A 24,254-nucleotide genomic window follows, 5' to 3' on the forward strand; every position below is an offset into this window, starting at 1 on the left:
GGGCGGTGGCCGCCAGCGCGATCGCCGTCGCCACGTCGTCGTGGTGGACCAGCTGCAGGGGGTAGCCCGGGTCGGGCACCACGGGCTTGAGCACCGGGACGGCCTTGACCACCGCCCGCACCGGGCCGGGCAGCTGGTTCCACGGCATGGCGTCGGCCAGCGCGGTGGCCTTGGGGCCCGCGACGACGCAGGGCCGCAACACGAACACCTCGAGCGAGGAGTCCTTGGTGATGTCGGCCAGCAGCGCCTCGCAGGCCGCCTTCTGCTCGGAGTAGTAGTGCTCGGCGGACCCGCGGGGGGCGACGTCCTCGGTCAGCGGGACGGGATTGTCGGAGTGGTAGCCGTACGCCGCCACCGACGAGGTGTACACCAGGCGCCGCGGCCGCTCGGCGGCCACCGTCGCCTCGAACAGATTGCGGGTGCCTTGCAGGTTCACCCGGGCGCTCTCGTCGCGCGACCCCATGATGATGAAGGCCAGGTGGATCACCACGTCGGCCCGCGCGACCAGGGCGTCGACGGCCCCACGGTCCAGGATGTCGCCCTGCTGATAGGTGGTTTTCAGCCAGCCGCGCGACGACGGGTCGAACGGCCGGCGGGCCATCCCGATGATCGCGTCGACGGCGGGCTCGCGTTCCAGCGCCGTCACCGCGGAGATACCGATCTCCCCGGTTGGTCCGGTCACCGCGACGGTCACTCCCATTCAGAACGTCCTTCCCTCCTGCGGCCAGCCGAAACCCCGCGCGCGTTAGTACCATCTTTCCAACGTCTGGCGATCCGTGGCCTTTGGAGGTGCGAGTCCGCCGCATTGTCAGCGTGTTTGGCGGTCAGCGGTGACCGGCCAGACCCCCAGATCGGCGCAACCGGACGAAACAGCGTGTAAGGCTGGTACCGGCGGCGGATAATCTACGGCGATCGACCGCGGATAACGCCGCCGACACCGCAGGAATGAGGCATGACATGGCGGACCAATCGAAGACCGGCGCGGACGCACCCGTGACGGGCGGAGAGAAGGCCGACCCGGCGACGGTTTTCGCCGCCCTCGCCGAGATCATCTACCAGGGCTCCGACGCCAACCAGATGTATGCGGCCATCTGCATCGCCGCCACCCTGACGGTCCGTGGCTGCGACCACGCCAGCCTGCTGGTGCGCGACAACGACAAGTACGTCACCGTCGGGGCCAGCGACCAGCTCGCCAAGCACATCGACGACATCGAACGGCGAGCCGGCGACGGCCCCTGCATCGACGCCATCGAGGAGGAGACGCCGCAGATCGACCCCGATCTGACGACCCCGTCGCTATGGCCGCGACTTGCGAAAGTGCTGGTGGCCGAGACACCGGTGCGCGGGGCGATGGGATTCCGCCTCCTGGTTGACAAACGCAAGGGGGCCGCGCTGAACCTGTTCAGCGACACCCCAAACATGTTCGACGCCGAATCCGCCGGCCGGGCGGCGGTGCTGGCCGCGTTCGCCAGCGTCGCCATCAACGCCGTCAACAAGGGCGAGGACGCCGCCAGCCTGCGCCGCGGACTGCTCAGCAACCGCGAGATCGGCAAGGCCGTCGGCATGTTGATGATGTTGCACGAGATGAGCGAGGACGAGGCGTTCGATCTGCTGCGGCGCCACTCCCAGGCGCTGAACATCAAGCTGGCCGATGTCGCACGGGAGGTCATCGAGGCGCGCGGCCAGCTGCGCTCGCCCGGCGGGGGCGAGCTTCCGCCGAATACGTAACGGCTATTCGGGAAGCCGCAGCTCGGGTTTTTCGACCTCTTCGATGTTGACGTCTTTGAAGGTGACCACCCGCACCTGCTTGACGAACCGCGCCGGCCGGTACATGTCCCACACCCAGGCGTCGGACAGGCGCAGCTCGAAGTAGACCTCGCCGTCGGCGTTGCGGGGCGTCATCTCCACGCTGTTGGCCAGGTAGAAGCGCCGTTCGGTCTCCACGACGTAGCTGAACTGGCCGACGATGTCCTTGTATTCGCGGTACAGCGAGAGCTCCATCTCGGTTTCATACTTTTCGAGATCTTCTGCACTCATCTGCTCAGACGTCCTTCTCCGAAGACAGTTTCCCGGACATCCCCGCGCTAGCGGCCGTTCGCCGGGGTGGGAATCCTGTTCCCATCTTTCCTCACCGAGATCCGTCGCGCTGCAGCGGTGGGTCCGGTTTGCATTCGGCCACCACCCGGCCGCCCGAGCCGTTGGCCACCCGCCGCACATTGATGAACGAATAACGATGCTCGGGACACGGGCCCAGCTGCGCCAGCGCGGCGCTGTGCGCCGGCGTGCTGTAGCCCTTGTGCAGGGCGAAACCGTAGCCGGGATGGTCGGCCTCCATGGCCACCATCAACCGGTCCCGGCTGACCTTCGCCAGCACGCTGGCCGCGGCGATACATGCCGCGACGGCATCGCCGCCGATGACCGGCAGCGACGGGACGGCCAGGCCGGGCACCCGGAAGCCGTCGCTCAGCACGTAGCCGGGCCGCACCGACAGCCCGGCGACGGCACGGCGCATCCCCTCGATGTTGGCGACGTGCACGCCGCGCCGGTCCACCTCCGCGGGCGGGATGAACACCACGTGGTAGGCCAGCGCATAGCGGCGAATCAACGGGAACAGCTTTTCCCGGGCAGCCTCGGTGAGCTTCTTCGAATCATCAAGGGCAGCAAGGCTTTCCATTCGTCCCGGCCCGAGCACGCAGGCCGCCACCACCAGCGGTCCGGCGCAGGCGCCGCGGCCAACCTCGTCGACGCCGGCCACCGGGCCCAACCCGCTGCGGTACAGCGCCGATTCCAGGGTGCGTAACCCCGACGACTTACGGATCACCGTCCGCGGCGGCCACGTCGTGGCCATGGTTACTTGCTCTGCTGCGGGTTCACCGATCCGACGCCACCCCACCGCGACGGCGGCCACACGATGAACCTGGCTTTCCCGATCACGTTGGACACCGGCACGGTTCCCGAGGTGGGGTCGCCGGTGCACAACACCCCCTTGAGGGCTTCGGCCGGCACGCTGGTGCAGTGGGCGCGCGAGTCCGCCGAGTGCGTCCGGTTGTCGCCCATTACCCACAGCCGTCCCGCCGGGACGGCGACCGGCCCGAACTCGCTGCCCAGGCACGGGTAGACCGACGGGTCGGCGGCCATGGTGTTCCGATCCAGGTACGGCTCCTTGAGCGGCTTGCCGTCGACCGTCAGCCCGGTGTCGGCCCGGCATTGCACCGTCTGCCCGCCAACCGCGATGACGCGCTTGACCAGGTCGTTTTCGTCCGGCGGCACGAAACCGACGAAGGACAGGGCGTTCTGCACCCAGCGCAGCACGGTGTTGTTGGACCGGATCGACTTGTAGCCGAGGTTCCACGGCGGCGGGCCCTTGAAGACGATCACGTCGCCGGGGCGCGGCGCGGTGAAGCGGTAGCTGACCTTGTCGACCATGATCCGGTCGCCGACGCAGCCGGTACACCCGTGCAGCGTGGGCTCCATGGATTCCGACGGGATCAGGTAGGGCCGCGCCACGAAGGTCAACATGACGTAGTAGAGGACGACGGCGATCACCGCCAGGATCGCGAATTCGCGCAACGTCGAACGCTTGGGTTCCGCCGGATCGGCCGCCTCGGGCGTCTCTGTCACCGGCGAAGGCTCGGGGACGGACTCGGCCGTCGTCGCGGCGGCGTCGTCGGGGCGCATCTGAAGGTTGTGGGTGGAGACCTTCGGATCTGACTCGCCGGCGGGGGGCTCGGGCTTCGATGAATCCGCGGTATCGGTCACGAGATCAGCGTAGCCAGCCCACGTTGTGGCCCGGTAAACCGGCAAGCGATCCGCACCGGGAGGCCGAAGGACGAATCATCAGCGCCGCCAAGGCGTCCCGGCTCAGCGCTTCTCCTTGATCTTGGCCTTCTTGCCCCGCAGTTCACGCAGGTAGTACAGCTTCGCGCGGCGGACGTCACCACGGGTCACCACCTGGATGTGGTCGATGTTGGGCGAGTGCACCGGGAAAGTCCGCTCGACGCCGACGCCATAGCTTTCCTTGCGCACGGTGAAGGTCTCACGGATGCCGCCGCCCTGGCGGCGGATCACCACGCCCTTGAACACCTGGATACGCTCCTTGGCGCCCTCGATGACCTTCACGTGCACGTTGATGGTGTCGCCCGGGCCGAAAACCGGGATATCGTCGCGCAGCGACGCCTGATCGACGAAGTCCAGCCGGTTCATGCGAGACACTTCCTTGAGGTCGCGGCCGGCGGCAGCTACCCACACGCAGGTGTGGGGCGGTCGCCAAGCCGATGGTTTCGAGCTTTCTGGCGCATCTCGCAGCAGGCGGAAAACGGCTCAACCGGCCTGCAACCGCTGGAGACAACTGGTCAATTGTGCCAGACGGGGCGCGTGCCGCGAAAATCACAGCAAGTCGGCGGTTCGTGACGCGCCAAACGCGCTGGTAAATGGTACATATGACTGGGGTCAGAACGCGCTACCCGCACCGGGGCGTGATGGCCGGTGCAGGTGGCGCGACGGGTCCCGCCCTTGCACTGTGTCGCAGTCACGCCGGAGGAGACGAATGCGGGTACGTCCGCTGACGCTGGTCACCGCCACCGCGGCGGTGACGTTGGTGGTTGCCGCCGGCTCCGAGGCGCTCGTCCAGGCGAAGGTGTACACCCTGCCGGTCGCCGCGCCCGTTCGGGCCATCTCCGCGCCCCCCACCTCAGCTCCCCCATCGGCTCCCCCGCAGTCCGCCACCGTGCGGCTGGAGGCGGCCGCCCCGTCCCAGCCGCCGCAGGCGCTGCCGAACCCCGGATTCTCCCAGCTGCAGGCCCGCATCCAGCAGGCCGCCGACGAGGCCGCCGGCAGCGGCGCCGCCCTGTCGGTGGCCATCCTCGACCGCACCACCCACCAGCTGATCGCCAACGGCAACAGCCAGATCATCGGCACCGCGTCGGTGGCGAAGCTGTTCATCGCCGACGATCTGCTGCTGCACGAATCCGAGGGCAAGACGCCGCTCAGCGCCGACGACCGCCAGGCGCTGGACATCATGCTGCAGTCCTCCGACGACGGCGCGGCCGAGAGGTTCTGGGGGCAGGGCGGCGGGGCCGCCATCATCACCGAGGTGGCCGCCCGCTACGGCCTGGCCTCCACCACCCCGCCCAGCGACGGGCGCTGGTGGAACACCATGAGCTCGGTGACCGACCTGATCCGCTACTACGAGATGCTGCTGGACGGCTCCGGTGGGCTGCCGGCCGATGACGCGAAGATCATCGTCAACGACCTGGCCCAGTCCACCCCCACCGGGCTGGACGGCTACCCGCAGCGATTCGGCATCCCGGACGGCCTGTACGCCGAGCCGGTCGCGGTCAAGCAGGGCTGGATGTGCTGCATCGGCAGCGACTGGATGCATTTGTCGACCGGCGTTATCGGGGCCGACCGCCGCTACATCATGGTGGTGCAATCCCTGCAGCCCGCCGACGACGCCACCGCCCGCGACACCATCACCCGGGCGGTCAAGACGATATTTCCCGAGGGCCGCATCGAGACGCCCCGGCACGGGCTTTAACGAGCCGAGTCCTCGTCGGGCTCTGACAATTCGGGCTCTAGCAGTTCCGGCCGGCGTTCGCGGGTGCGCTGCAGTGAGATCTCGCGGCGCCAGGCGGCGACCCGCGCGTGGTCACCCGACAGCAGCACCTCGGGGACGTCCAGCCCGCGCCAGCTCGGTGGCCGCGTGTAGCTGGGTCCCTCCAGGCGCCGGTCCAGAGCCGGCGAGTGCGAATCCTCGCGGTGCGACGCGGGATTGCCGAGGACCCCGTCGAGCAGGCGCAGCACGGCCTCGATCATCACCACCGCCGCCGACTCGCCGCCGGGCAGCACGTAGTCGCCGATCGAGACCTCTTCGACCCGCATGCGCCGCGCGGCGTCGTCGATGACCCGCTGGTCGATGCCCTCGTAGCGACCGCAGGCGAACACCAGGTGGGCCTCGGCGCTGAAGCGCGCGGCCGTCGCCTGCGTGAACAGCCGACCGGCCGGCGTGGGAACAACCAAAAGTGTTTCCTCGGAGGCGATTTCGTCGAGTGCCTCGCCCCACACCGGCGCCTTCATCACCATTCCCGGGCCGCCGCCGTAGGGGGCATCGTCGACCGAGCGGTGCACGTCATGCGTCCAGCGCCGCAGGTCATGCACCCGCAGATCGACCAGGCCGGACCGGATCGCCTTGCCCGGCAACGATTGCCGCAGCGGATCCAGATAGGCCGGGAAGATCGTGACGACGTCGATTCTCATATCGAAGGCCTACAGGTCCAGCAGGCCTTCGGGCGGATCGATCTCGACGGTGCCGTCGTCCAGCGACACCGCGGTGACGATCGCGGACACGAACGGCACCAACACTTCCCGCTCCTGGTCGCCGGACTCGCGCCGCACGGCCAGCAGTTCACCGGCCGCGGTGTGCAATACCTCGGCGACGACCCCCACCTGCTCGCCGGCGGTGGTGCGCACGCGCAGGCCTTCGAGTTGATGGTCGTAGTAGGTGTCCGCCTCGTCGATGTCGGGCAGGTCCTCGGAGTCGACCACGAACAGGGTGCCGCGCAGCGCATCGGCGGCGTCGCGGTCGGTGACCCCGGCCAGCCGCACCAACAGCCGACCGCCGTGCTCGCGCGCACTCTCGATGACACAGCTGCGCTCCGCACCCCCGCGAGAGAGCTTGGCGCGCAACGTGTTACCCGGCGAGAACCGGGCGGCGGGATCGTCGGTGCGGATTTCCACCACCAGCTCGCCGCTGATGCCGTGGGCTTTCACCACGCGCCCGACGGTCAACTCCAAGGGAGTTCCATGAGCCGCGCCCCGCTACTGGTCGGTGTCCACCACGTCGACGCGGATGCCGCGACCGCCGATCCCGGCGACCAGCGTGCGCAATGCGGTCGCGGTGCGACCCCCGCGGCCGATCACCTTGCCCAAATCGTCGGGGTGGACGTGGACCTCGACCGTCCGCCCCCGGCGGCTGGTCACCATGTCCACCCGGACGTCGTCGGGGTTGTCGACGATCCCGCGAACCAGGTGCTCAACAGCGTCAACGACAACCGTACTCATCGCCGCGGTCAGCTTTCGGTGGTCGACTCGGCCTGCTCGCCGCCCTCGGCGGGCGCCTCGGCCTGCGCGGCGGTCTCCGCCGGGGCTTCGGCCGCGGCCTGCGGCTCGGCGGCTTCGGCAGGCTCCTCGGTGCCCTTCGCCGCCTTCTTGGCGGGGGCCTTCTTCTTCGGCTTCGCGGCCTCGGTGGTCGGGCCGCCGTCGGCCTCCGCCAGGGCGGCGTTGAACAGTTCGAGCTTGCTGGGCTTGGCCGGGGCGACCTTCAAGCGGCCCTCGGCGCCGGGCAGGCCCTTGAACTTCTGCCAGTCGCCGGTGATCTTCAGCAGCTTGAGCACGGGCTCGGTGGGCTGGGCGCCAACGGACAGCCAGTACTGGGCGCGCTCGGAGTTGATCTCGATGAGGCTCGGGTCTTCCTTGGGGTGGTAGCGGCCGATGACCTCGATGGAGCGGCCGTCGCGCCGGGTGCGGGCGTCGGCGACGGCGATGCGGTACTGGGGATTGCGGATCTTGCCAAGCCGGGTGAGCTTGATCTTCACAGCCATGGTTAAGCGATTCTCCTGTGTGTGTCACGCTGCAATTCGGCGATCGGGGCCCGATGCCCGGATCCGGTTTTGCCTCGCGTGTGCTGACCGGCCGGGCCCGAAAAAAATCGGTGATCGCTCGGCGGACAGCCGCCCATTGTGCCAGACCAGGGGCGGTGATCAGAAATCGCGCACCCGCGCCTCACATCACCTTCTGGAAGACCTTCGTCTCCGCCCGCCGGGTCATGCGCCAGCCGTCGGGCGTGCGCACGAACTCGTCGTCGTACCAGAGCCCGCAGAACAGCGCTCTTTCCTCTTCGCCGTCCTTGGTGCCACCAAGCACCATGGGGTTGAAGCAGATCACCCGCGACGAGGCCGTGTCCCCCTCGATCCGGACCGAGAAGTTGCCGAGCATATGTGCGTACACCGGGAAGTTGGGCAGCACCTCGGCCAGCCACTTCTTCACCTCCGGGTACCGACCCTCGATGCCGCCGAGCGCCGTGTAGTCGATGTAGGCGTCGGGCGTGAACACGTTGTCCAGGTCGTCGAATCGGCGGTTGTCGATGGCGGTGGAGTAATCCACCAGCAACTGCTGGATCTCGAGCCGATCCGAGATCTCTTCCAGGCTCAACATGCTTCGGACAGTACTGAAGACCCGCCCCGGACAGGGGCGGAAGTTAGACTTTGCGGCCATGCGCACGCTCCCGGCCCTGAGGTCCAGGATGGCCGCAGCCGTCCTCGCGCTCGGAACCTGCACCGCCAGCGTCGCGATGTCCACCGCGTGGGCCGACAGCAGCCAACCGGCGGGCTCGCCGCCCATTCCCGACGGGCCCGCGCAAACCTGGATCGTCGCCGACCTGGACAGCGGGCAGGTGCTGGCCGGCCGCGACCAGAACGTGGCCCACCCGCCGGCGAGCACCATCAAGACGCTGTTGGCCCAGGTGGTCCTGGATTCGGTGAGCCTGGACTCGACCGTGGTCGCCGACGTCGCCGACACCCAGGTGGAATGCAACTGCGTCGGCATCAAGCCGGGCCGCACCTACACCGCGCGCCAACTGCTGGACGGCCTGCTGCTGGTCTCGGGCAACGACGCCGCCAACACCCTCGCGCACATGCTGGGCGGGCCCGACGTCACGGTCGCCAAGATGAACGCCAAGGCGGCCTCCCTGGGCGCCACCAACACGCGCGCGGCGACACCGTCCGGGCTCGACGGGCCCGGGGGTTCGGGCGCGTCGACGGCGCACGACCTGGCGGTCATCTTCCGCGCCGCGATGGCCAACCCGGTGTTCGCGCAGATCACCGCCGAGCCGTCGGCGATGTTCCCCGGCGATAACGGCGATCACCTGATCACCAACCAGGACGAGCTGTTGCAGCGCTACCCCGGCGCGATCGGCGGCAAGACCGGCTTCACCAACGCCGCCCGCAAGACCTTCGTCGGGGCCGCCGCCCGCGGGGGCCGCCGGCTGGTGATCGCGATGATGTACGGGCTGATCAAAGAGGGCGGACCGACGTATTGGGATCAGGCGGCGACATTGTTCGACTGGGGATTCGCGCAAAGCCCGCAGTCGGGCATCGGCTCGCTCTAGAAGGCGGGATCCTGTAGAGCCGCTCTCAGCAACGCCGTCAGCACCGGAATCCGCTGTTCGTCGAGTTCCGCCTGCGGGATGATGCTCTGCACCAGCGCGGCGCCGTCGAAGATGTTTGTCAGCAGTCCCACGATCACCGGGAATTTGTCCTCCGGGAACCGCTCTGCCCCCGGTAGTGCCCGCGCAGCATCGATGATCTTCTCGGCATACTGCCCGAGTTCCTGCTGCAGGGTGGCCTTGAGCTTCGCGTCGGTACGCGCGGCGACCAGCAGTTCGTAGAGCACCGCATTCCCGGGACTGTGGGTGATGTCCCGCAGAATCGTCAGGCCCGCCTCCAGCGACGGTTCCTCGGGCGGTATCGCGGCGACCTGCTTGGTACCCCGCTCCATAAGGCGGCGCAACACCTCGGACGCCGTCGCGGCCATGAAATCGCCCATGGTGTCGAAGTGCCGGAACAGCGCGCCCACCGACACCCCGGCCCGCTTGGTGATCACCGCGGCGGACGCGCGCGCGTAGCCGACCTCGATGATGGTGGCGATGCACGCGTCGATGAGCCGCCCGACGGTTTCCTCGCGGCGCTGCTGCTGGGTCCTGGCCATGTCAGGCGGTGACGCTCAGCGCGCCGCGTTCCCGACGCGCGCGCTCCCCCGCCCGCAGGTAGCGGCCCGACCGCACGGATTTGCCGTAGCCGTCCCGGAATTCGCCCTTGGAGTGGCTGCCGCCGAAGACGACCACGCCGCCCACCCCGGTGGCGATTACGGCGTCGTCGTTGCGGTTGACCATGCGCCGCAGGCCGCCGTAGAACGGCACCGCCTCCTCGTGGTAGCCGTCGACGGACTCGTCGAGCCCGGCCGGGTCGATCACCACGAAATCCGCGCGGTCGCCCTGGCGCAGCGTGCCGGCGTCGACGCCGAACCACTCGCCCAGTTCACCGGTGAGCCGGTGCACCGCGTGCTCGATCGACATGAAGGGCGCGCCGGCCCGGTAGGCGTCCCGGGTGCGCTTGAGCATCCGCAGCCCGAAGTTGTAGAAGGCCATGTTGCGCAGGTGCGCCCCGGCGTCCGAAAAGCCCATGTGCACACTGCCTTCGGTGGCCAGCGCGTCCAGCAGCTTGGGCCGATGGTTGGCGACGACGGTGGTCCAGCGGACGTTGCGTTCACCGTTTTCGACGAGCACGTCCAAAAACGCGTCGAGCGGGTGCAGCCTGCGCTCGTCGGCGATCTCGCCAAAGCTCTTGCCGACCAGCGACTCATCCGGACATTCGACGATGACGGCGTCGTGGAAGTCGCGGTGCCACAGCGACGGTCCGAGCTTGACGCGGTCGAACTCGCGCCGGAATTTGCGGCGGTATTCCTTATCCGCCAGCAATTCGTTGCGCTCCAACTGGTCCCGCAGGTGCAGGGCGGCCGTTCCGGCGCCGAACTCCTCGAAGACCGGCAGGTCGATGCCGTCGGAGTACAACTCGAACGGCACCGGCAGGTGCTGGAATTTCACATGAGAGCCCAGCAGCTTGTTCAGCAGACGAGTCCCGGGGCCGAAGACGTAGACCGACAGCGGCATCGACTTGGCGTCGGCGGACACCAGCATGCTCATCCGAACGCCCTTGCCCCAGTTCAATATCCGGCTGCTGGCCAGAAAGAAGAGCATTCCGGTTGACGGCTTCGCCACGTTGGGGGCGCTCTGCAGGATTCGGCCGCGCTTGCGCAGCACCCTGATCAGCCTGCGGCGCTCCCGCCACGTCGCGAACGTGGACGGCAGGGCGCGCGAGCGGAAGCGTTCACCGTCGAGTTTGTCGATGGGCGCGTCCATCCCGGACATGCCCAGCACACCGGCGTCGAGCGCCTCGCCCAGCAGATCGGCCATCTTCTCCAGCTCGGCCTCGGTGGGCCGCACCGCGGTGTCGGTCGCCCGATCCAGTCCGAGCACCGCGGTCCGCAGATCCGAATGCCCAAGCAGCGAACCGACATTGGGCCCCAGCGGCAGGGCGTCGATCGCCTTGATGTACTCCGCGGCCGTCGACCAGGTGCGGTGGGAATCCAATGCGCCGAACACGTATTCGCGCGGCACCGCCTCCACCCTGCTGAACAGGTCGGCGGCGTCCTGGGAATCGGCGTAGACCGTCGACAACGAGCAGTTGCCCAGCAGCACGGTGGTGACGCCGTGGCGCACCGACTCGCGCAGCCCGGGGTCCAGCAGCACCTCGGCGTCGTAATGGGTGTGCACGTCGAGGAAGCCGGGCAGCACCCATTTGCCGGCCGCGTCGATCACCTCGGGGCAACCGGTCTCATCCAGCGGCTCGGTGCCGATCGTGGCCACCACGCCGTCGCGGATGCCGAGCGTGCGGGTCAGCGGCGCGCTGCCGGTGCCGTCGAACCACAATCCGTCGCGAATGATCACGTCGTACGCCATGGGTTCCTCCGTCGTCGATGGCCGGAACGCTAACATAGATAGCAAGCACTCGCAATCTTTTCTCAGCGAAACTGCAGGATCGACCGGAGCCGTTGGCCCAGTGTGCGTCACCGCGCGGCGCCGAGGGCGCAACCGCGGTGCGCTCGGCGCGGCGGCCGGGGTGCCCGGCCGTCATGGGAAAGCCCGCGCGGCGCGCGGCTAGGCGGGTGAGCGGAAAATCTTGCCGCGCAACATGATCAGATCGGGACTCTTCAGCACGGCGGGACCCGACCGCGGGTCTTGCGCGTAACACAGCAGGTCGGCCGAGGCGCCGTGGTCGAGGCCAGGCCGGTCGAGCCAGCGACGCGCGTCCCAGCACGCGGCGCCCAGCGCCTCGGTCGGGCTCATCCCGATGCTCTTGAGCGCCTCGACCTCGTCGGCGATCCGCCCCGGCGCCACCATGGTGCCCGCGTCGCTCCCGGCGTAGATCGGCACGCCCGCCTCGCGGGCCGCGGCGATCCGGGACAGGCCGCGGGCGTGTAGGTCGCGCATGTGCGCGGCATACGCCGGATACTTCGCGGCGGCCTCGGCGATCCCGGGGAAGTTCTCCACGATGTTGACCAGCGTCGGGACCAGCACGGTGCCGTGGGAGACCATCAGCTCGATCGTCTCGTCGGTCAGGCCGGTGCCGTGCTCGATGCAGTCGATGCCGGCGTTGATCAGCCCGGGCAGCGCGTCCTCACTGAAAACGTGCGCGGTGACGCGGGCGCCATGGGCGTGCGCGGTGTCGATGGCGGCCTTGAGCACGTCGTCGGACCACAGCGGGGCCAGGTCGCCGACGCTGCGGTCGATCCAGTCGCCGACCAGCTTGATCCACCCGTCGCCGCGCTTGGCCTCCTGCGCCACCGCCGCGGGCAGTTGCCATTCGTCTTCCAGCTCGCGCGAAAAGCCCGCCGCGTACCGCTTCGGCCTGGCCAGATGCTTCCCGGCGCGGATGATGCGGGGCAGGTCCTCGCGGTCGTCGAGGCTGCGGGTGTCGGTGGGCGAACCGCAGTCCCGCAGCAGCAGCGCGCCGACATCGCGTTCGATCTCGGCCTGGGCGATCGCGTCGTCCAGCGGGATCTCGCCGTGGTCCCCGAGGCCGACGTGGCAGTGGGCGTCAACCAGCCCGGGCACGATCCAGCCGCCGTCAAAGACGGTGTCGGCCCCGGCGACGGGCTCGGTGCTGATGCGGCCGTCGACGATCCACAGGTCGATGGCGGTCTCGTCGGGCAGGCCCACGCCCCGCACGTGCATGCGCACCGGGCGGCTACTCCCGACCGTGACGACCCGCTTCGCCCGGCGCCGCCGCGCTCGCGATCGTCACGACTTGCCCGGGAACTTCAGCTTGGACAGATCGAAGTCGGCCAGACCGGGCGGCAGCTCGTTGAGGCCTTCGGGCATCTGCGACAGGTCGGGAAATCCGGCCGGCATGCCCGGCATCCCGGCGGCCAGCGGGTTGCGCGCCTTCGGCGGCGTCGGACCGCGTCCACCCTTCTTGCCCTTCTTGCCCGCCTTGCCCTTGGCCCCCTTGGACTTTCGCGTGGCCGACTTGCGGCCGATACCGGGGATGCCCATGCCGCCGAGCATGGACGACATCATCTTGCGGGCCTCGAAGAAGCGATCCACCAGCTGGTTGACCTCGGACACCGTGACGCCCGACCCGTTGGCGATGCGCAGCCGGCGCGACGCGTTGATGATCTTCGGATCGGCGCGCTCGGCCGGGGTCATGCCGCGGATGATGGCCTGCAGGCGGTCGAGCTGGCGGTCGTCGACCTGGGCCAGCGCGTCCTTCATCTGCCCGGCGCCGGGCAGCATGCCCAGCAGGTTGCCGATCGGGCCCATCTTGCGGATGGCCAGCATCTGTTCCAGGAAGTCCTCGAGCGTGAGCTCGCCGCTGCCGATCTTGACGGCGGCGGCCTCGGCCTGTTCGGCGTCGAAGACCTGCTCGGCCTGCTCGATCAGGCTCAGCACGTCGCCCATGCCCAGGATGCGGCTCGACATCCGGTCGGGATGGAAGACGTCGAAGTCCTCCAGCTTCTCGCCGGTGGAGGCGAAAAGGATTGGGACGCCGGTCACCTCACGCACCGAGAGCGCGGCACCACCGCGGGCGTCACCGTCGAGCTTGGTCAGCACCACCCCGGTGAAGCCGACGCCCTCGCGGAACGCCTCGGCGGTGATGACGGCGTCCTGACCGATCATCGCGTCCAGGACGAACAGCACTTCGTCGGGATTGATGGCGTCGCGGATCGCCGCGGCCTGCGCCATCAGCTCGTCGTCGATACCCAGCCGGCCGGCCGTGTCGACGATGACGACGTCGTGGTGCTTGGCCCGCGCCTCGGCGAGCCCCGCGGCCGCGACCGCGACCGGGTCGCCGGGCCCGGAGCCGGGCGACTCGCCGGGATGCGGCGCGAACACCGGTACCCCGGCGCGCTCACCGACGACCTGCAGCTGGTTGACGGCTGCCGGGCGCTGCAGGTCGCACGCGACCAGCAGCGGGGTGTGCCCCTGCCCGCGCAGCCAGGCGGCCAGCTTGCCGGCCAGCGAGGTCTTACCGGAACCCTGCAGACCGGCGAGCATCACCACGGTCGGCGGCGTCTTGGCGAACGCCAGCTGCCGGGTCTGTCCGCCCAGGATGCCGATGAGTTCTTCGTTGACGATCTTGACGACCTGCTGCGCCGGGTTGAGCGCACCGGAGACCTCCGCGCCCTTGGCGCGATCCTTGATCCGGGTCACGAACGCGCGTACCACGGGCAACGACACGTCGGCTTCCAGCAGCGCCAGCCGAATCTCGCGGGTGGTCGCCTCGATATCGGCGTCGGTCAATCGACCCTTGCCGCGCAGACCCGCGAGGGCACCGGTCAATCGGTCGGACAGCGATTCAAACACCCCGCCAGCCTAGTGGTGATCGCCAGCCCCGCGCCGCGGGGCGCAGCGGGTCACCACTCATCGGACCGAGTGAGCCCGGTGGGGTGGACGCGCCACCGCCCGCCGACCGCGACACTGAAACTGTGCACACGACACGCCGGGAATGATGTTCGTAGTTTCAGTCTCGCGGGGACGGCGAGCGGGTTTGAATGGTCGAGTGCTCGAGGTGATCGGCAAAGGGTCCTGCAGCGAGGCGCATCCGGTGCCGCTGCTCTTCGTGCACGGCGGCTGGCATGGCGCCTGGTGCTGGGAACACTTCCTGGACTACTTCGCCGACGCCGGCTACCGCGCGGTCGCCATGAGCCTGCGCGGGCACGGCGCCAGCCCCACCCCGAAGCCGTTGCCGAAGGTGTCCATCGCCGACTACATCGACGACGTCCGTTCGGTGGCCGACGACCTGGGCGGCGCGCCGATCCTGATCGGCCATTCGCTCGGCGGGTTCGTGGTGCAGCGCTACCTCGAAGACCGAAACGCCCCGGCCGCGGTGCTGGTGGGTTCGGTGCCGCCGCAGGGCGTGCTGACGCTGGCGCTGCGGGTGTGGCGCCGCCGGCCGTCGATGACGATGGAATCGTGGAGCGATCCCACGCTGCTGAAATTCCTCGCCACCCCGGCGCTGGCCCGCGAGTACCTGTTCTGTCCCGACACGCCCGAAGACGTCGTCGAGGCCTGCCGGCAACGCGCCGGCGCCGAGAGCGTCCGCGCCGCCATGACCGACCCGATCGTCCGCCGCGTCAGAACCAAGCGGGTGAAAACGCCGATTCTGGTGCTGGGCGCCGAGTACGACGGGTTCGTCAGCGTCCGCGAGGTGCGCAACACGGCGCGCGCCTATGGGACCGAGCCGGAATTCTTTTCCATGGGCCACAACATGATGCTGGAGCCGGGCTGGGCCGACGTTGCCGCACGCATCCACGAGTGGCTGCAGACCCGCGAAACGATGAGCCCGACACGATAGCCAGTCGAGTCGTTACTGCGCCGAAAAGCGTTGGCGTGCTAGATTTCACAGCCGCTACTCAATCGAGTTGGCCACATCGACGAGCAACGAAACGGGGGGCCTGTGTCGGTGCCGCTCAGCAGCATCCAGGCGCGGGCCGACGACGATCCCAGCGACGCCAGCGGCACCGGGGTGCTGCGTGGCTGGCAGCGCAGGGCGCTGGTGAAGTACCTCGCCGGCCGGCCACGCGACTTCCTGGCGGTGGCCACCCCGGGCTCGGGCAAGACGACGTTCGCCCTGCGGGTGGCGGCCGAACTGCTCGGGCAGCGCGCCGTCGAGCACGTCACCGTGGTGGTGCCCACCGAGCATCTGAAGATCCAGTGGGCGCAGGCCGCGCAGCGCTACGGCATCGCCCTGGATCCGAAGTTCTCCAACAGCAACCCGCGGATCGCGCCGGAGTTTCACGGCGTGATGGTCACCTACGCCCAGGTCGCCGCGCACCCGACGCTGCACCGGGTGCGCACCGAGCAGCGCCGGACCCTGGTCATCTTCGACGAGATCCACCACGGCGGCGACGCCAAGACGTGGGGCGACGCCATCCGGGAGGCCTTCGGCGACGCCACCCGCCGGCTCGCCCTGACGGGGACGCCGTTTCGTAGCGACGACAGCCCCATCCCGTTCGTCACCTACGAGGCCGGGCCCGACGGGATACGGCGGTCGCAGGCCGATCACACCTACGGCTACACCGACGCCCTGGCCGACGGTGTGGTCCGGCCGGTGGTGTTCCTCGCCTACTCCGGGGAGGCGCGGTGGCGCGACAGCGCCGGCGAGGAGCACGCGGCCCGGCTGGGCGAGCCGCTGTCCGCCGAGCAGACCGCGCGCGCGTGGCGCACGGCGCTGGACCCCGCCGGTGAATGGATGCCCGCGGTGATCGCCGCCGCGGATCTGCGGTTGCGCCAGCTGCGCACACACGTGCCCGACGCCGGCGGCATGATCATCGCCTCGGATCAGACCGCCGCGCGTGCCTACGCCGCCCTGCTGGCCAAGCTGACCGGCGAGGCGCCGACGCTGGTGCTCTCCGACGACCCGGGCTCGTCGGCGCGCATCAGCGAATTCGCCGCGAGCACCAGCCGCTGGCTCGTCGCGGTGCGCATGGTCTCCGAGGGCGTCGACGTGCCGCGGCTGTCGGTCGGGATCTATGCCACCAGCGCCTCGACGCCGCTGTTCTTCGCCCAGGCCATCGGCCGGTTCGTCCGGTCGCGCCGCCCGGGCGAAATCGCCAGCATCTTCGTGCCCTCGGTGCCCAACCTGCTGCAGCTGGCCAGCGAGCTGGAGGCCCAGCGTAATCATGTGCTCGGCGAGCCGCACCGCCCGTCCGAGGGCGACCCGCTCGACGGCGACCCTGCCACCAAGACGCAGGACGAGAAGTCCGATCTGGACAAGGGGTTCATCTCGTTGGGCGCCGACGCGGAGCTCGATCAGCTGATCTTCGACGGATCATCGTTCGGCACCGCCGCGCCGGCCGGCAGCGACGAGGAGGCCGACTACCTCGGCATCCCCGGGCTACTTGACGCCGAGCAGATGAGGGCGCTGCTGCACCAGCGTCAGGACGAACAGCTGCAGAAGCGGGCCCGCCTGCAGAAGGAGGCCGGATCGCCGGCGGCCGTCGAAGCCCCGGCCACTGTGCACGGCCAGCTCCGGGAGCTGCGCCGCGAGCTCAACACCCTCGTCTCGATCGCCCACCACCGGACGGGCAAGCCGCACGGCTGGATTCACAACGAACTGCGGCGCCGCTGCGGGGGTCCCCCGATCGCCGCGGCGAGCCGCGAACAGCTGCGGGCGCGCATCGACGCCGTGCGCCGGCTCAATGCCGAGCATTAGTGGGCGGCTAGCTAGTCGCCGACGGGCTCCTCGAGCACCTCGACGGCGGGGCCGCCCAACACCTCCAGCAGACCCTGCTCGACCGCGTCGCGCGCGCCGTGCTCGGCGTCGCCGGCCGCCCGTTCCGACACCGTCACACAGAAGACGTCGGCCGCCGTCGACCCGAAGGTGTTGACCTTCGCCCACACGATGTCGGTGCCCGCGCGCTCCAGCGCGCGGGTCAGCAGCGCGAGCAGCCCGAGGCGGTCCATCGCGCGGACTTCGACGATCAGCTGATCGGGTGAGGCCGAGTCGATCCACAGGATGCGCGGCGGGGCGCTCGACCGCGTGACGGGCACCCCGACCTGGACCTCGCCGGCCCGGCTGGTCGCCGCGCTGACGGCGTCGCTGTCACGCTTTTCCAAACTGCCCAGCACATCGACGTCGCCCGCGAGCGCGCCACTGAACTGCTGGCGCAGCAGGCCCGCTTCCGGCGGCGAACCGAACAGCGGCGACACCACGAATTCGACGATCGCGAATCCCTCGTGGGTGCTGGCCGAGGCCGAGTGGATGCGCAGCGAGTTCAGCGCCAGCACGGCGGCGGCTTTCGACACCAGCCCCCGCTGATCCGGCGCGGCCATCACCACGTCCGGGCGTTCACCGCCGCCGGGCTTGATCTCCACGTGGACGCCGCGATCGGCGGCGAGCGAAAGGTATTGCGGCGCAGCGGGTTCGACCTTGGGAAGCGGCTCGCCGGCCATCACCAGCCGGCAGCGCCGCACCAGGTCCTCGATCAGCGACGCCTTCCAGTCGCTCCACACCCCCGGACCGGTGGCCTTCGAGTCCGCCTCGGTCAGGGCGTGTAGGACCTCGAGCAACAGCGCGTCACCGCTGAGCGCTTTCACCACGCGCTCAATGGTTTTGGGGTCGTTGAGGTCGCTGCGGGTGGCCACCACCGGCAGCAGCAGGTGGTGGCGCACCAATTGGGCGAGCAGATCAACCTCGACCGGTGCCATGCCCAGCCTCGGTCCGATCTCGAGCGCCAGGCCCGCCCCGAGCACGCTGTGGTCGACGCCGCGGCCCTTGCCGATGTCGTGCAGCAGCGCGCCGAGCGCAAGCAGGTCGGGTCGCGCCACCCGGGTGGACAGCGGTGCGGCGTTGACGGCAGTCTCGATGACGTGGCGGTCCACCGTCCATTTGTGCGCGACGTCGCGGGGCGGCAGGTCGCGGATGGCGTCCCATTCCGGCAGCAGCCGCCCCCACAGCCCGGTGCGGTCCAGGGCCTCGATCGTCGCCACCGTGGTCGGCCCGGCCGATAGCACAACCAGCAAGTCGTCCAACGCCTCTCGCGGCCAGGGCACCGGCATCTCCGGCGCGCTGGCGGCCAGGCGGCTCAGCGTGGCGGCGCCGATCGGGAGCCCGGTGTCGGCCGCGGCCGCCGCCACCCGCAACACCAAACCCACGTCGGTATCCGGGCGTGCGTCGCGGGCCAGCACGATCTCCCCGGCGTATTCGACGACGCCCTCGTCCAGCGGGCGGCGCTTGGGCCGCCGCACCAGGGCCGTCACCCCGCGGCGCGGCAGCGCGTTCTCCGCGGTCCGGATGCCCGTCTCGGCGTGGTAGGCGATGGTGCGCCCGGCGTCGGATAGCTTGCGCGCCAAGTCGAATCGATCACCGATGTGCAGGGCGGCGCTGATCTCGTCGGCGTATTGGGCCTGCAGCTGATCGCGTCCGCGTCCCGAGACCCGGTGCAACTCGGTGCGCACGTCGAGCAGCGTCAGGTGGGCGTCGTCGAGGGAGCCCCCGGGCGACTCCGGACGGGCCATGCCGTGGCGGTCGATCAATTGCGCCACGCCCAGCGCGTCGAGCAGTTGCACGTCACGAAGTCCGCCGCGGCCCGATTTCAGGTCCGGCTCGGCCCGCTGCGCGAGCCGACCACACCGTTCCCAGCGGGCCTGCGTCATCTCGACGAGCTCGCTCATCCGGGAGCGAATTGCGCTGCGCCACTGCCGTCGTGCGCCGGCGATCAGTTCGTCGGACAGTCGCGTGTCCCCGGCGATGTGGCGGGCGTCGAGCATGCCCAGCGCGGCGATCATGTCGGCGTTGGCGACACCGAGGGCCCCGGAGACGGTCCGCACGCTGTGGTCGAGCCGAACGTTGGCGTCCCACAGCGGATACCACAATTTGTCGGCGACCTTGCCCAGCACGTCGTCGGAGAAGTTGTCGTGCAACAGCATCAGGTCGAGATCGGAATACGGCAACAACTCGTGGCGGCCCAATCCGCCGATCCCGACGATCGCGAAGCCGCTGTCGTCGGCAATCCCGATCTCGGCCGCCTTGGCCATCAACCACGATTCGTGCAGATCCAGCCAGGCGTGCCGCAGTTCGGCGGCGTGCAGCTTGCTGCCCTCAGACAACAGTTGGCGCCGCGCGGCAGCCAGATCGACTGCCGCGCAGGCGCTTTCTGTCCCGGCTGGGTGCCCGGACGAGTCGGGGTCGTTCGGGGTCATGCCCTCCCGGCCCGCCCGGGTCGAATCAGCAATTGACAGCGGGCGTCATAGCGCATCGGTTCCGCGCTCGCCGGTGCGCACCCGCACAATGGTTTCCACGGGGCTCACCCACACTTTGCCGTCACCGATCTTGCCGGTGCGCGCGGCCCGGACGATGCTGTCCACGACCTTGTCGACGATGGAGTCGTCGACGACGACCTCGATGCGCACCTTGGGTACGAAGTCGACCGAGTATTCGGCGCCCCGGTAGACCTCGGTGTGACCCTTCTGCCGTCCGTAGCCCTGGATTTCGCTGACCGTCATGCCCAGGACACCCGCGTCCTCCAGACTGGTCTTCACGTCATCGAGCGTGAACGGCTTCACGATCGCGGTGATCAGCTTCATGACTGCTCTGCCTCCACTTTGTCGCCCACTCGCTCCTCCTCCAGGCCGTTGCGGGTATCCACCACAGGGACCCGGGGCGGCAGAACCGAACCGGTAGCCACGGCGAAATCGTAACCACTCTCGGCGTGCTCGGCCTCGTCGATGCCCGTGGCTTCCGCCTCTGGGTTGAGACGAAGCCCGATGGTGTACTTCAGGATCAACGCCAGGATCAGCGTAACCACCCCAGAGTAGATGAGAACACTGAACGCGCCGACTGCTTGCCGCTCGAGCTGAGCCCAGCCGCCGCCGTAGAACAATCCCTTGGATACGCCGGTGACGCCGTTGATGGCCGGGGACTCCGGTGCCGCGAGCAGCCCCACCAGCAGCGTGCCGGCCAGACCGCCGATCAGGTGCACCCCGACCACGTCGAGCGAGTCGTCGAAGCCCAGCTTGAATTTCAGGCCGACGGCCAGCGCGCACAACACGCCGGCGACCAGGCCGACCACCAGGGCGCCCAGGACGTTGACCGACGAGCAGGACGGCGTGATGGCGACCAGGCCCGCGACGATGCCCGACGCCGCACCCAGCGTCGTCGCCTTGCCGTCGCGGATGCGTTCGGTGAGCATCCAGCCCAGCATCGCGGTGGCCGTCGCGACCGTCGTCGTCATGAAGGTCGACCCGGCGACACCGTTGGAGGTGGTGGCCGATCCGGCGTTGAACCCGTACCAACCGAACCACAGCAACCCGGCGCCAAGCATCACGAACGGCAGGTTGTGCGGCCGGAACAGCGTGGTGGGCCAACCGCGACGCTTGCCCAGCACGATCGCCAGCATCAGGCCCGCCACACCGGAGTTGATGTGGACCGCCGTCCCGCCGGCGAAGTCGATCGCGTGCAGCTTGTTGGCGATCCAGCCACCCTTCTCGGAGGCGAAGCCGTCGAACGCGAAAACCCAATGGGCGACCGGGAAGTAGACGAACGTCGCCCACAGACCGGCGAACACCAACCAGGCGCCGAACTTCAGCCGGTCGGACACCGCGCCGGAGATCAGGGCGACGGTGATGATCGCGAACATCAGCTGGAAGGCCACGAACACCGTGGCGGGTAGGGTGCCCGCCAGCGGAATGTCGGTTGCCGCAACACCTTTGCTCGGATCGGCGGCCACCGCGTTGACACCGATGAGGCCCTTGAGGCCCCAGAACGAGGTCGGCTTCCCTACGACGCCGCCGGCATCATCACCGAACGCGATCGAATAGCCGTAGAGCACCCACAGCACGGTGACCACGCCCATCGCGCTGATGCTCATCATGAGCATGTTCAGCACGCTTCGGGCGCGCACCATACCGCCGTAGAAGAACGCCAGACCCGGCGTCATCAACAGCACCAGCGCGGAACTGGCCAACATCCAGGCGGTATCGCCGGTATTGGGCTGGCCCAGTATCGGGTATGTCACTCGCAATCTCCTCCGGTCGGCCCACGATTGGCCGCCAGACACACGTCTGATGACCTGACCAGAAGATTGCGCAATCGTTGTTTCGGCGATGGTGCGGCCGTGTTTCGGTGGGATTAACGTCCCGCTCGCCGTGTAAGGGGTTTCAGCCGAGCAGCGCGTCGACGAAAGCCGCCGGTTCGAACGGCGCCAGATCGTCGGGACCCTCCCCCAGCCCGACCAGTTTGACCGGCACACCGAGTTCCTGTTGAACTCGAAAGACGATGCCGCCCTTGGCCGTTCCGTCCAGCTTGGTCAGCACCGCGCCGGTGATCTCGACCACCTCGGCGAACACCCGCGCCTGGGCCAGGCCGTTCTGCCCGATGGTGGCGTCGAGCACCAGCAACACCTCGTCCACCGCGGCCCGCCGTGTTACGACCCGCTTAACTTTGTCGAGCTCGTCCATCAGCCCGACCTTGGTGTGCAGCCGTCCCGCCGTGTCGATGAGCACCACGTCCGCGCCCGCGGCGATGCCCTTGTCGACGGCGTCGAAGGCCACCGAGGCCGGGTCGGCGCCCTCGGCCCCGCGGACCACCTCCGCCCCGACCCGCGATGCCCAGGTCTGCAGCTGATCGGCCGCCGCGGCGCGGAAGGTGTCGGCGGCGCCCAGCACGACCCGTCGCCCGTCGGCGACCAGCACCCGGGCCAACTTGCCGACGGTGGTGGTTTTCCCGGTGCCGTTGACGCCGACGATCAGCAGCACCGAGGGATGGTCGGCGTGCGGCAGCGCCCTGATCGACCGGTCCATGCCGGGCTGCAGCTCCTTGATCAGCACGTCACGCAGCACGGCCTTGGCGTCGGCCTCGGTGCGCACGTCGCTGCTGGCCAGCCGGGTGCGCAGCTGGGAGATCACGGATTCGGCGACCACCGGGCCCAGGTCGGCGATCAGCAGCGTGTCCTCGACGTCCTGCCAGGCGTCCTCGTCCAGGTCGCCGCCGCCGATCAGGCCCAGCATGCTGCGCCCCAGCGCGTTCTGGGACCGGGCCAGCCGGCCGCGCAGCCGCTCCAGCCGGCCCTCGGTGGGCGCGATCTCCTCGAGCGCCGGGGCTGCCGGGGCCTCGGGGGCCGCGGGCTCGGGGGCCGGGGCTTCGACGGTTGCTGGTGACGGGGCTTCGACGGTTGCTGGTGGCGGGGCCGGAGCTTCGGGGACGGGTTCGGGGAGTTCGACCTCGGAGATGGTGCGCCGCGGCGCGTCGCGGGGAACGGCCGCGTCGTCACCTACCGAGGGCAGACCGGTGGTGTCGAGCCGATCGGCCTTCGTGGTCTGGCTGAAGGTGATGCCCGATGACGCGGTGTAGCCGCCGGAGCGGTCGATCGCGCCGGGCTCGGTGCGGGTGGAGAAGCTGATCCGGCGCCGGCGGTACCGCAGCAGGCCCGCCACCAGCGCGACGATGACGACCAGGGCAGCGACGACCGCGATGGCGATCCAAAGACCTTGGGACACGCTGACATTGTTTCAAGTGGCCCGGTGCCCGTCGGTCACCGGGCCTTACTCGACCGCGCCGACCAGCTGGTCCACCTGCTGGCCGCGCATCCGCTGGGAGATGACGGCGGTGATGCCGTCGCCCTGCATGGTCACGCCGTAGAGCGCGTCCGCGACCTCCATCGTCGGCTTCTGGTGCGTGATGATGATCAGCTGAGAGCGCGCCCGCAGCAGCTCGAACAGCGAGATCAGCCGCCGCAGGTTGGTGTCGTCGAGGGCGGCCTCCACCTCGTCCATGATGTAGAACGGCGACGGGCGGGCCCGGAAGATCGCCACCAGCATGGCCACCGCCGTCAGCGCCTTCTCCCCGCCGGACAGCAGCGAGAGCCGGGTGACCTTCTTGCCCGGCGGCCGGGCCTCGACCTCGATGCCGGTGGTGAGCATGTCGTTGGGGTCGGTCAGCCGCAGCCGGCCCTCGCCGCCGGGGAACAACACCGTGAAGACCTCGGTGAACTCGCGTTCGACGTCGGCGTACGCCTCGCTGAACACCTGCAGGATGCGGGCGTCGACCTCGTCGACCACCCCGAGCAGGTCCTTGCGGGCGGCCTTGACGTCCTCGAGCTGGGTGGACAGGAAGTTGTATCGCTCCTCGAGCGCGGCGAACTCCTCCAGCGCCAGCGGGTTGACCCGGCCCAGTTCGGCCAGCTCACGCTCGGCCCGCTTGGCGCGGCGTTCCTGGGTGGCCCGGTCGTAGGGGATCGGCGCGGGCGCGAAGACCTGCTCACCGCGCTCCTTGGCCTGCTCGTATTCGGCCATCTCCAGATCGGTCGGCGGCAGCAGGTTGTCCGGCCCGTACTCGGCGATCAGGTCGGCCGGCGCCATGCCGAACTGCTCGAGCACCATCTGCTCGAGCTGCTCGATCCGCATCGCCGCCTGGGCGTTGGCCACCTCGTCGCGGTGCAGCGAGTCGGTCAGGGCGGCCACCCGGGCGCTCAGCGCGTTCACCTCGTCGCGCACCGCGGCCATCGCGGTCGCACGCTGCTGGCGCTCGGTGGCCAGCGCGTCGCGGATCTCGGACGCGGCGTCGACGACCCCGGTCAACCGCTGCGCCAGCAGCCGCCCGGAGTCGGCCACCGCCGCCGCCACCGCGGCGGCACGCAAC

The 24,254-nt window shown here is 69.3% G+C and carries 23 protein-coding genes and 1 pseudogene; 5 read left to right on the plus strand and 19 right to left on the minus strand.

Features of this window, described 5'->3' with window-relative positions; genetic code table 11:
- Nucleotides 1–700: NAD-dependent epimerase/dehydratase family protein (locus tag DQP58_RS18235; RefSeq protein WP_112709675.1), on the minus strand; the 700-nt coding region annotated here is incomplete at its 3' end.
- 257 nt (nucleotides 701–957) lie between these two features.
- On the opposite strand from DQP58_RS18235, the gene DQP58_RS18240 reads away from it, so the two are divergent.
- Nucleotides 958–1,728: a GAF and ANTAR domain-containing protein gene (locus DQP58_RS18240; protein ID WP_112709676.1), complete on the plus strand. Its 771-nt coding sequence runs from the start codon at nucleotides 958–960 to the stop codon at nucleotides 1,726–1,728.
- Between the two features lie 3 nt (nucleotides 1,729–1,731).
- Here the strand turns inward: DQP58_RS18240 and DQP58_RS18245 are convergent, their stop codons facing one another.
- The 4 genes and pseudogenes from DQP58_RS18245 to rplS form a co-directional block, all read right to left on the minus strand.
- The gene (locus tag DQP58_RS18245; protein WP_003875077.1) at nucleotides 1,732–2,037 is read right to left on the minus strand and encodes a DUF2469 domain-containing protein; all 306 of its coding nucleotides are present in this window, start codon (nucleotides 2,035–2,037) and stop codon (nucleotides 1,732–1,734) included.
- Nucleotides 2,038–2,100: 63 nt separating this feature from the next.
- Nucleotides 2,101–2,848 (minus strand): annotated as a pseudogene (locus DQP58_RS18250) (ribonuclease HII); the annotation flags it as partial.
- A gap of 2 nt (nucleotides 2,849–2,850) precedes the next feature.
- Nucleotides 2,851–3,759: a signal peptidase I gene (gene lepB, locus DQP58_RS18255; RefSeq protein WP_112709660.1), complete on the minus strand. Its 909-nt coding sequence runs from the start codon at nucleotides 3,757–3,759 to the stop codon at nucleotides 2,851–2,853.
- Between the two features lie 102 nt (nucleotides 3,760–3,861).
- On the minus strand, nucleotides 3,862–4,203 hold the full coding sequence (gene rplS, locus DQP58_RS18260) for a 50S ribosomal protein L19 (RefSeq protein ID WP_064877853.1): 342 nt from the start codon (nucleotides 4,201–4,203) through the stop codon (nucleotides 3,862–3,864).
- 343 nt (nucleotides 4,204–4,546) lie between these two features.
- On the opposite strand from rplS, the gene DQP58_RS18265 reads away from it, so the two are divergent.
- Complete coding sequence (locus DQP58_RS18265) at nucleotides 4,547–5,536, plus strand: hypothetical protein (RefSeq protein WP_112709661.1); 990 nt, start codon at nucleotides 4,547–4,549, stop codon at nucleotides 5,534–5,536.
- On the opposite strand, the gene trmD is transcribed toward DQP58_RS18265, so the two are convergent.
- The 5 genes from trmD to DQP58_RS18290 all read right to left on the minus strand — a co-directional run bounded on the left by trmD (nucleotide 5,533) and on the right by DQP58_RS18290 (nucleotide 8,211).
- Nucleotides 5,533–6,255, minus strand: coding sequence for a tRNA (guanosine(37)-N1)-methyltransferase TrmD (gene trmD / locus DQP58_RS18270; protein ID WP_112709662.1), 723 nt, complete (start codon nucleotides 6,253–6,255; stop codon nucleotides 5,533–5,535). The genes DQP58_RS18265 and trmD overlap by 4 nt on opposite strands.
- 9 nt (nucleotides 6,256–6,264) lie before the next feature.
- Nucleotides 6,265–6,792, minus strand: a complete 528-nt coding sequence (gene rimM / locus DQP58_RS18275) for a ribosome maturation factor RimM (protein ID WP_112709663.1) — start codon at nucleotides 6,790–6,792, stop codon at nucleotides 6,265–6,267.
- Between the two features lie 24 nt (nucleotides 6,793–6,816).
- A complete protein-coding gene (locus DQP58_RS18280; RefSeq protein ID WP_003878715.1) occupies nucleotides 6,817–7,059 on the minus strand; it encodes an RNA-binding protein in 243 nt (80 codons plus the stop codon).
- Nucleotides 7,060–7,067: 8 nt separating this feature from the next.
- Complete coding sequence (rpsP, locus tag DQP58_RS18285; RefSeq protein ID WP_112709664.1) at nucleotides 7,068–7,598, minus strand: 30S ribosomal protein S16; 531 nt, start codon at nucleotides 7,596–7,598, stop codon at nucleotides 7,068–7,070.
- A gap of 181 nt (nucleotides 7,599–7,779) precedes the next feature.
- A complete protein-coding gene (locus DQP58_RS18290) occupies nucleotides 7,780–8,211 on the minus strand; it encodes a nuclear transport factor 2 family protein (RefSeq protein ID WP_112709665.1) in 432 nt (143 codons plus the stop codon).
- An 88-nt stretch (nucleotides 8,212–8,299) separates the two neighbouring features.
- Between DQP58_RS18290 and DQP58_RS18295 the strand changes: the two genes are divergently transcribed.
- Nucleotides 8,300–9,163: a D-alanyl-D-alanine carboxypeptidase family protein gene (locus tag DQP58_RS18295; RefSeq protein WP_240629941.1), complete on the plus strand. Its 864-nt coding sequence runs from the start codon at nucleotides 8,300–8,302 to the stop codon at nucleotides 9,161–9,163.
- Here DQP58_RS18295 and DQP58_RS18300 read toward each other — a convergent pair.
- The 4 genes from DQP58_RS18300 to ffh all read right to left on the minus strand — a co-directional run bounded on the left by DQP58_RS18300 (nucleotide 9,160) and on the right by ffh (nucleotide 14,479).
- Nucleotides 9,160–9,762, minus strand: coding sequence for a TetR/AcrR family transcriptional regulator (locus DQP58_RS18300; RefSeq protein WP_112709667.1), 603 nt, complete (start codon nucleotides 9,760–9,762; stop codon nucleotides 9,160–9,162). The two genes, DQP58_RS18295 and DQP58_RS18300, sit on opposite strands and share 4 nt — an antisense overlap.
- Nucleotide 9,763: 1 nt before the next feature.
- Nucleotides 9,764–11,608, minus strand: a complete 1,845-nt coding sequence (locus tag DQP58_RS18305; RefSeq protein ID WP_112709668.1) for an N-acyl-D-amino-acid deacylase family protein — start codon at nucleotides 11,606–11,608, stop codon at nucleotides 9,764–9,766.
- Between the two features lie 162 nt (nucleotides 11,609–11,770).
- Nucleotides 11,771–12,847, minus strand: coding sequence for a metal-dependent hydrolase family protein (locus DQP58_RS18310; RefSeq protein ID WP_112709669.1), 1,077 nt, complete (start codon nucleotides 12,845–12,847; stop codon nucleotides 11,771–11,773).
- Nucleotides 12,848–12,913: 66 nt separating this feature from the next.
- Nucleotides 12,914–14,479, minus strand: a complete 1,566-nt coding sequence (ffh, locus tag DQP58_RS18315; protein WP_112709670.1) for a signal recognition particle protein — start codon at nucleotides 14,477–14,479, stop codon at nucleotides 12,914–12,916.
- A gap of 196 nt (nucleotides 14,480–14,675) precedes the next feature.
- Between ffh and DQP58_RS18320 the strand changes: the two genes are divergently transcribed.
- Nucleotides 14,676–15,470: an alpha/beta hydrolase gene (locus tag DQP58_RS18320; RefSeq protein WP_112709671.1), complete on the plus strand. Its 795-nt coding sequence runs from the start codon at nucleotides 14,676–14,678 to the stop codon at nucleotides 15,468–15,470.
- 102 nt (nucleotides 15,471–15,572) lie between these two features.
- Nucleotides 15,573–17,330 carry a DEAD/DEAH box helicase gene (locus tag DQP58_RS18325; protein WP_112709672.1) on the plus strand — a complete coding sequence of 586 codons (1,758 nt, stop codon included), beginning with the start codon at nucleotides 15,573–15,575 and terminating at the stop codon, nucleotides 17,328–17,330.
- Between the two features lie 11 nt (nucleotides 17,331–17,341).
- Here DQP58_RS18325 and DQP58_RS18330 read toward each other — a convergent pair whose 3' ends face one another.
- The 5 genes from DQP58_RS18330 to DQP58_RS18350 all read right to left on the minus strand — a co-directional run.
- Entirely contained in the window at nucleotides 17,342–19,819 is a 2,478-nt protein-coding gene (locus DQP58_RS18330; RefSeq protein ID WP_112709673.1) for a [protein-PII] uridylyltransferase, read from the minus strand.
- 45 nt (nucleotides 19,820–19,864) lie between these two features.
- Nucleotides 19,865–20,203: a nitrogen regulatory protein P-II gene (gene glnB, locus DQP58_RS18335; protein ID WP_003878721.1), complete on the minus strand. Its 339-nt coding sequence runs from the start codon at nucleotides 20,201–20,203 to the stop codon at nucleotides 19,865–19,867.
- A complete protein-coding gene (locus tag DQP58_RS18340; protein ID WP_112709677.1) occupies nucleotides 20,200–21,585 on the minus strand; it encodes an ammonium transporter in 1,386 nt (461 codons plus the stop codon). Before DQP58_RS18340 ends, glnB begins: the two co-directional genes overlap by 4 nt.
- Nucleotides 21,586–21,775: 190 nt before the next feature.
- Nucleotides 21,776–23,113, minus strand: coding sequence for a signal recognition particle-docking protein FtsY (gene ftsY, locus DQP58_RS18345; protein WP_112709674.1), 1,338 nt, complete (start codon nucleotides 23,111–23,113; stop codon nucleotides 21,776–21,778).
- A gap of 45 nt (nucleotides 23,114–23,158) precedes the next feature.
- The coding region (locus DQP58_RS18350) for an AAA family ATPase (protein ID WP_240629944.1) at nucleotides 23,159–24,254 on the minus strand (1,096 nt) is incomplete at its 5' end.

This window comes from Mycobacterium colombiense (assembly GCF_003284975.1).
GTDB classification, from domain to species: domain Bacteria; phylum Actinomycetota; class Actinomycetes; order Mycobacteriales; family Mycobacteriaceae; genus Mycobacterium; species Mycobacterium europaeum_A.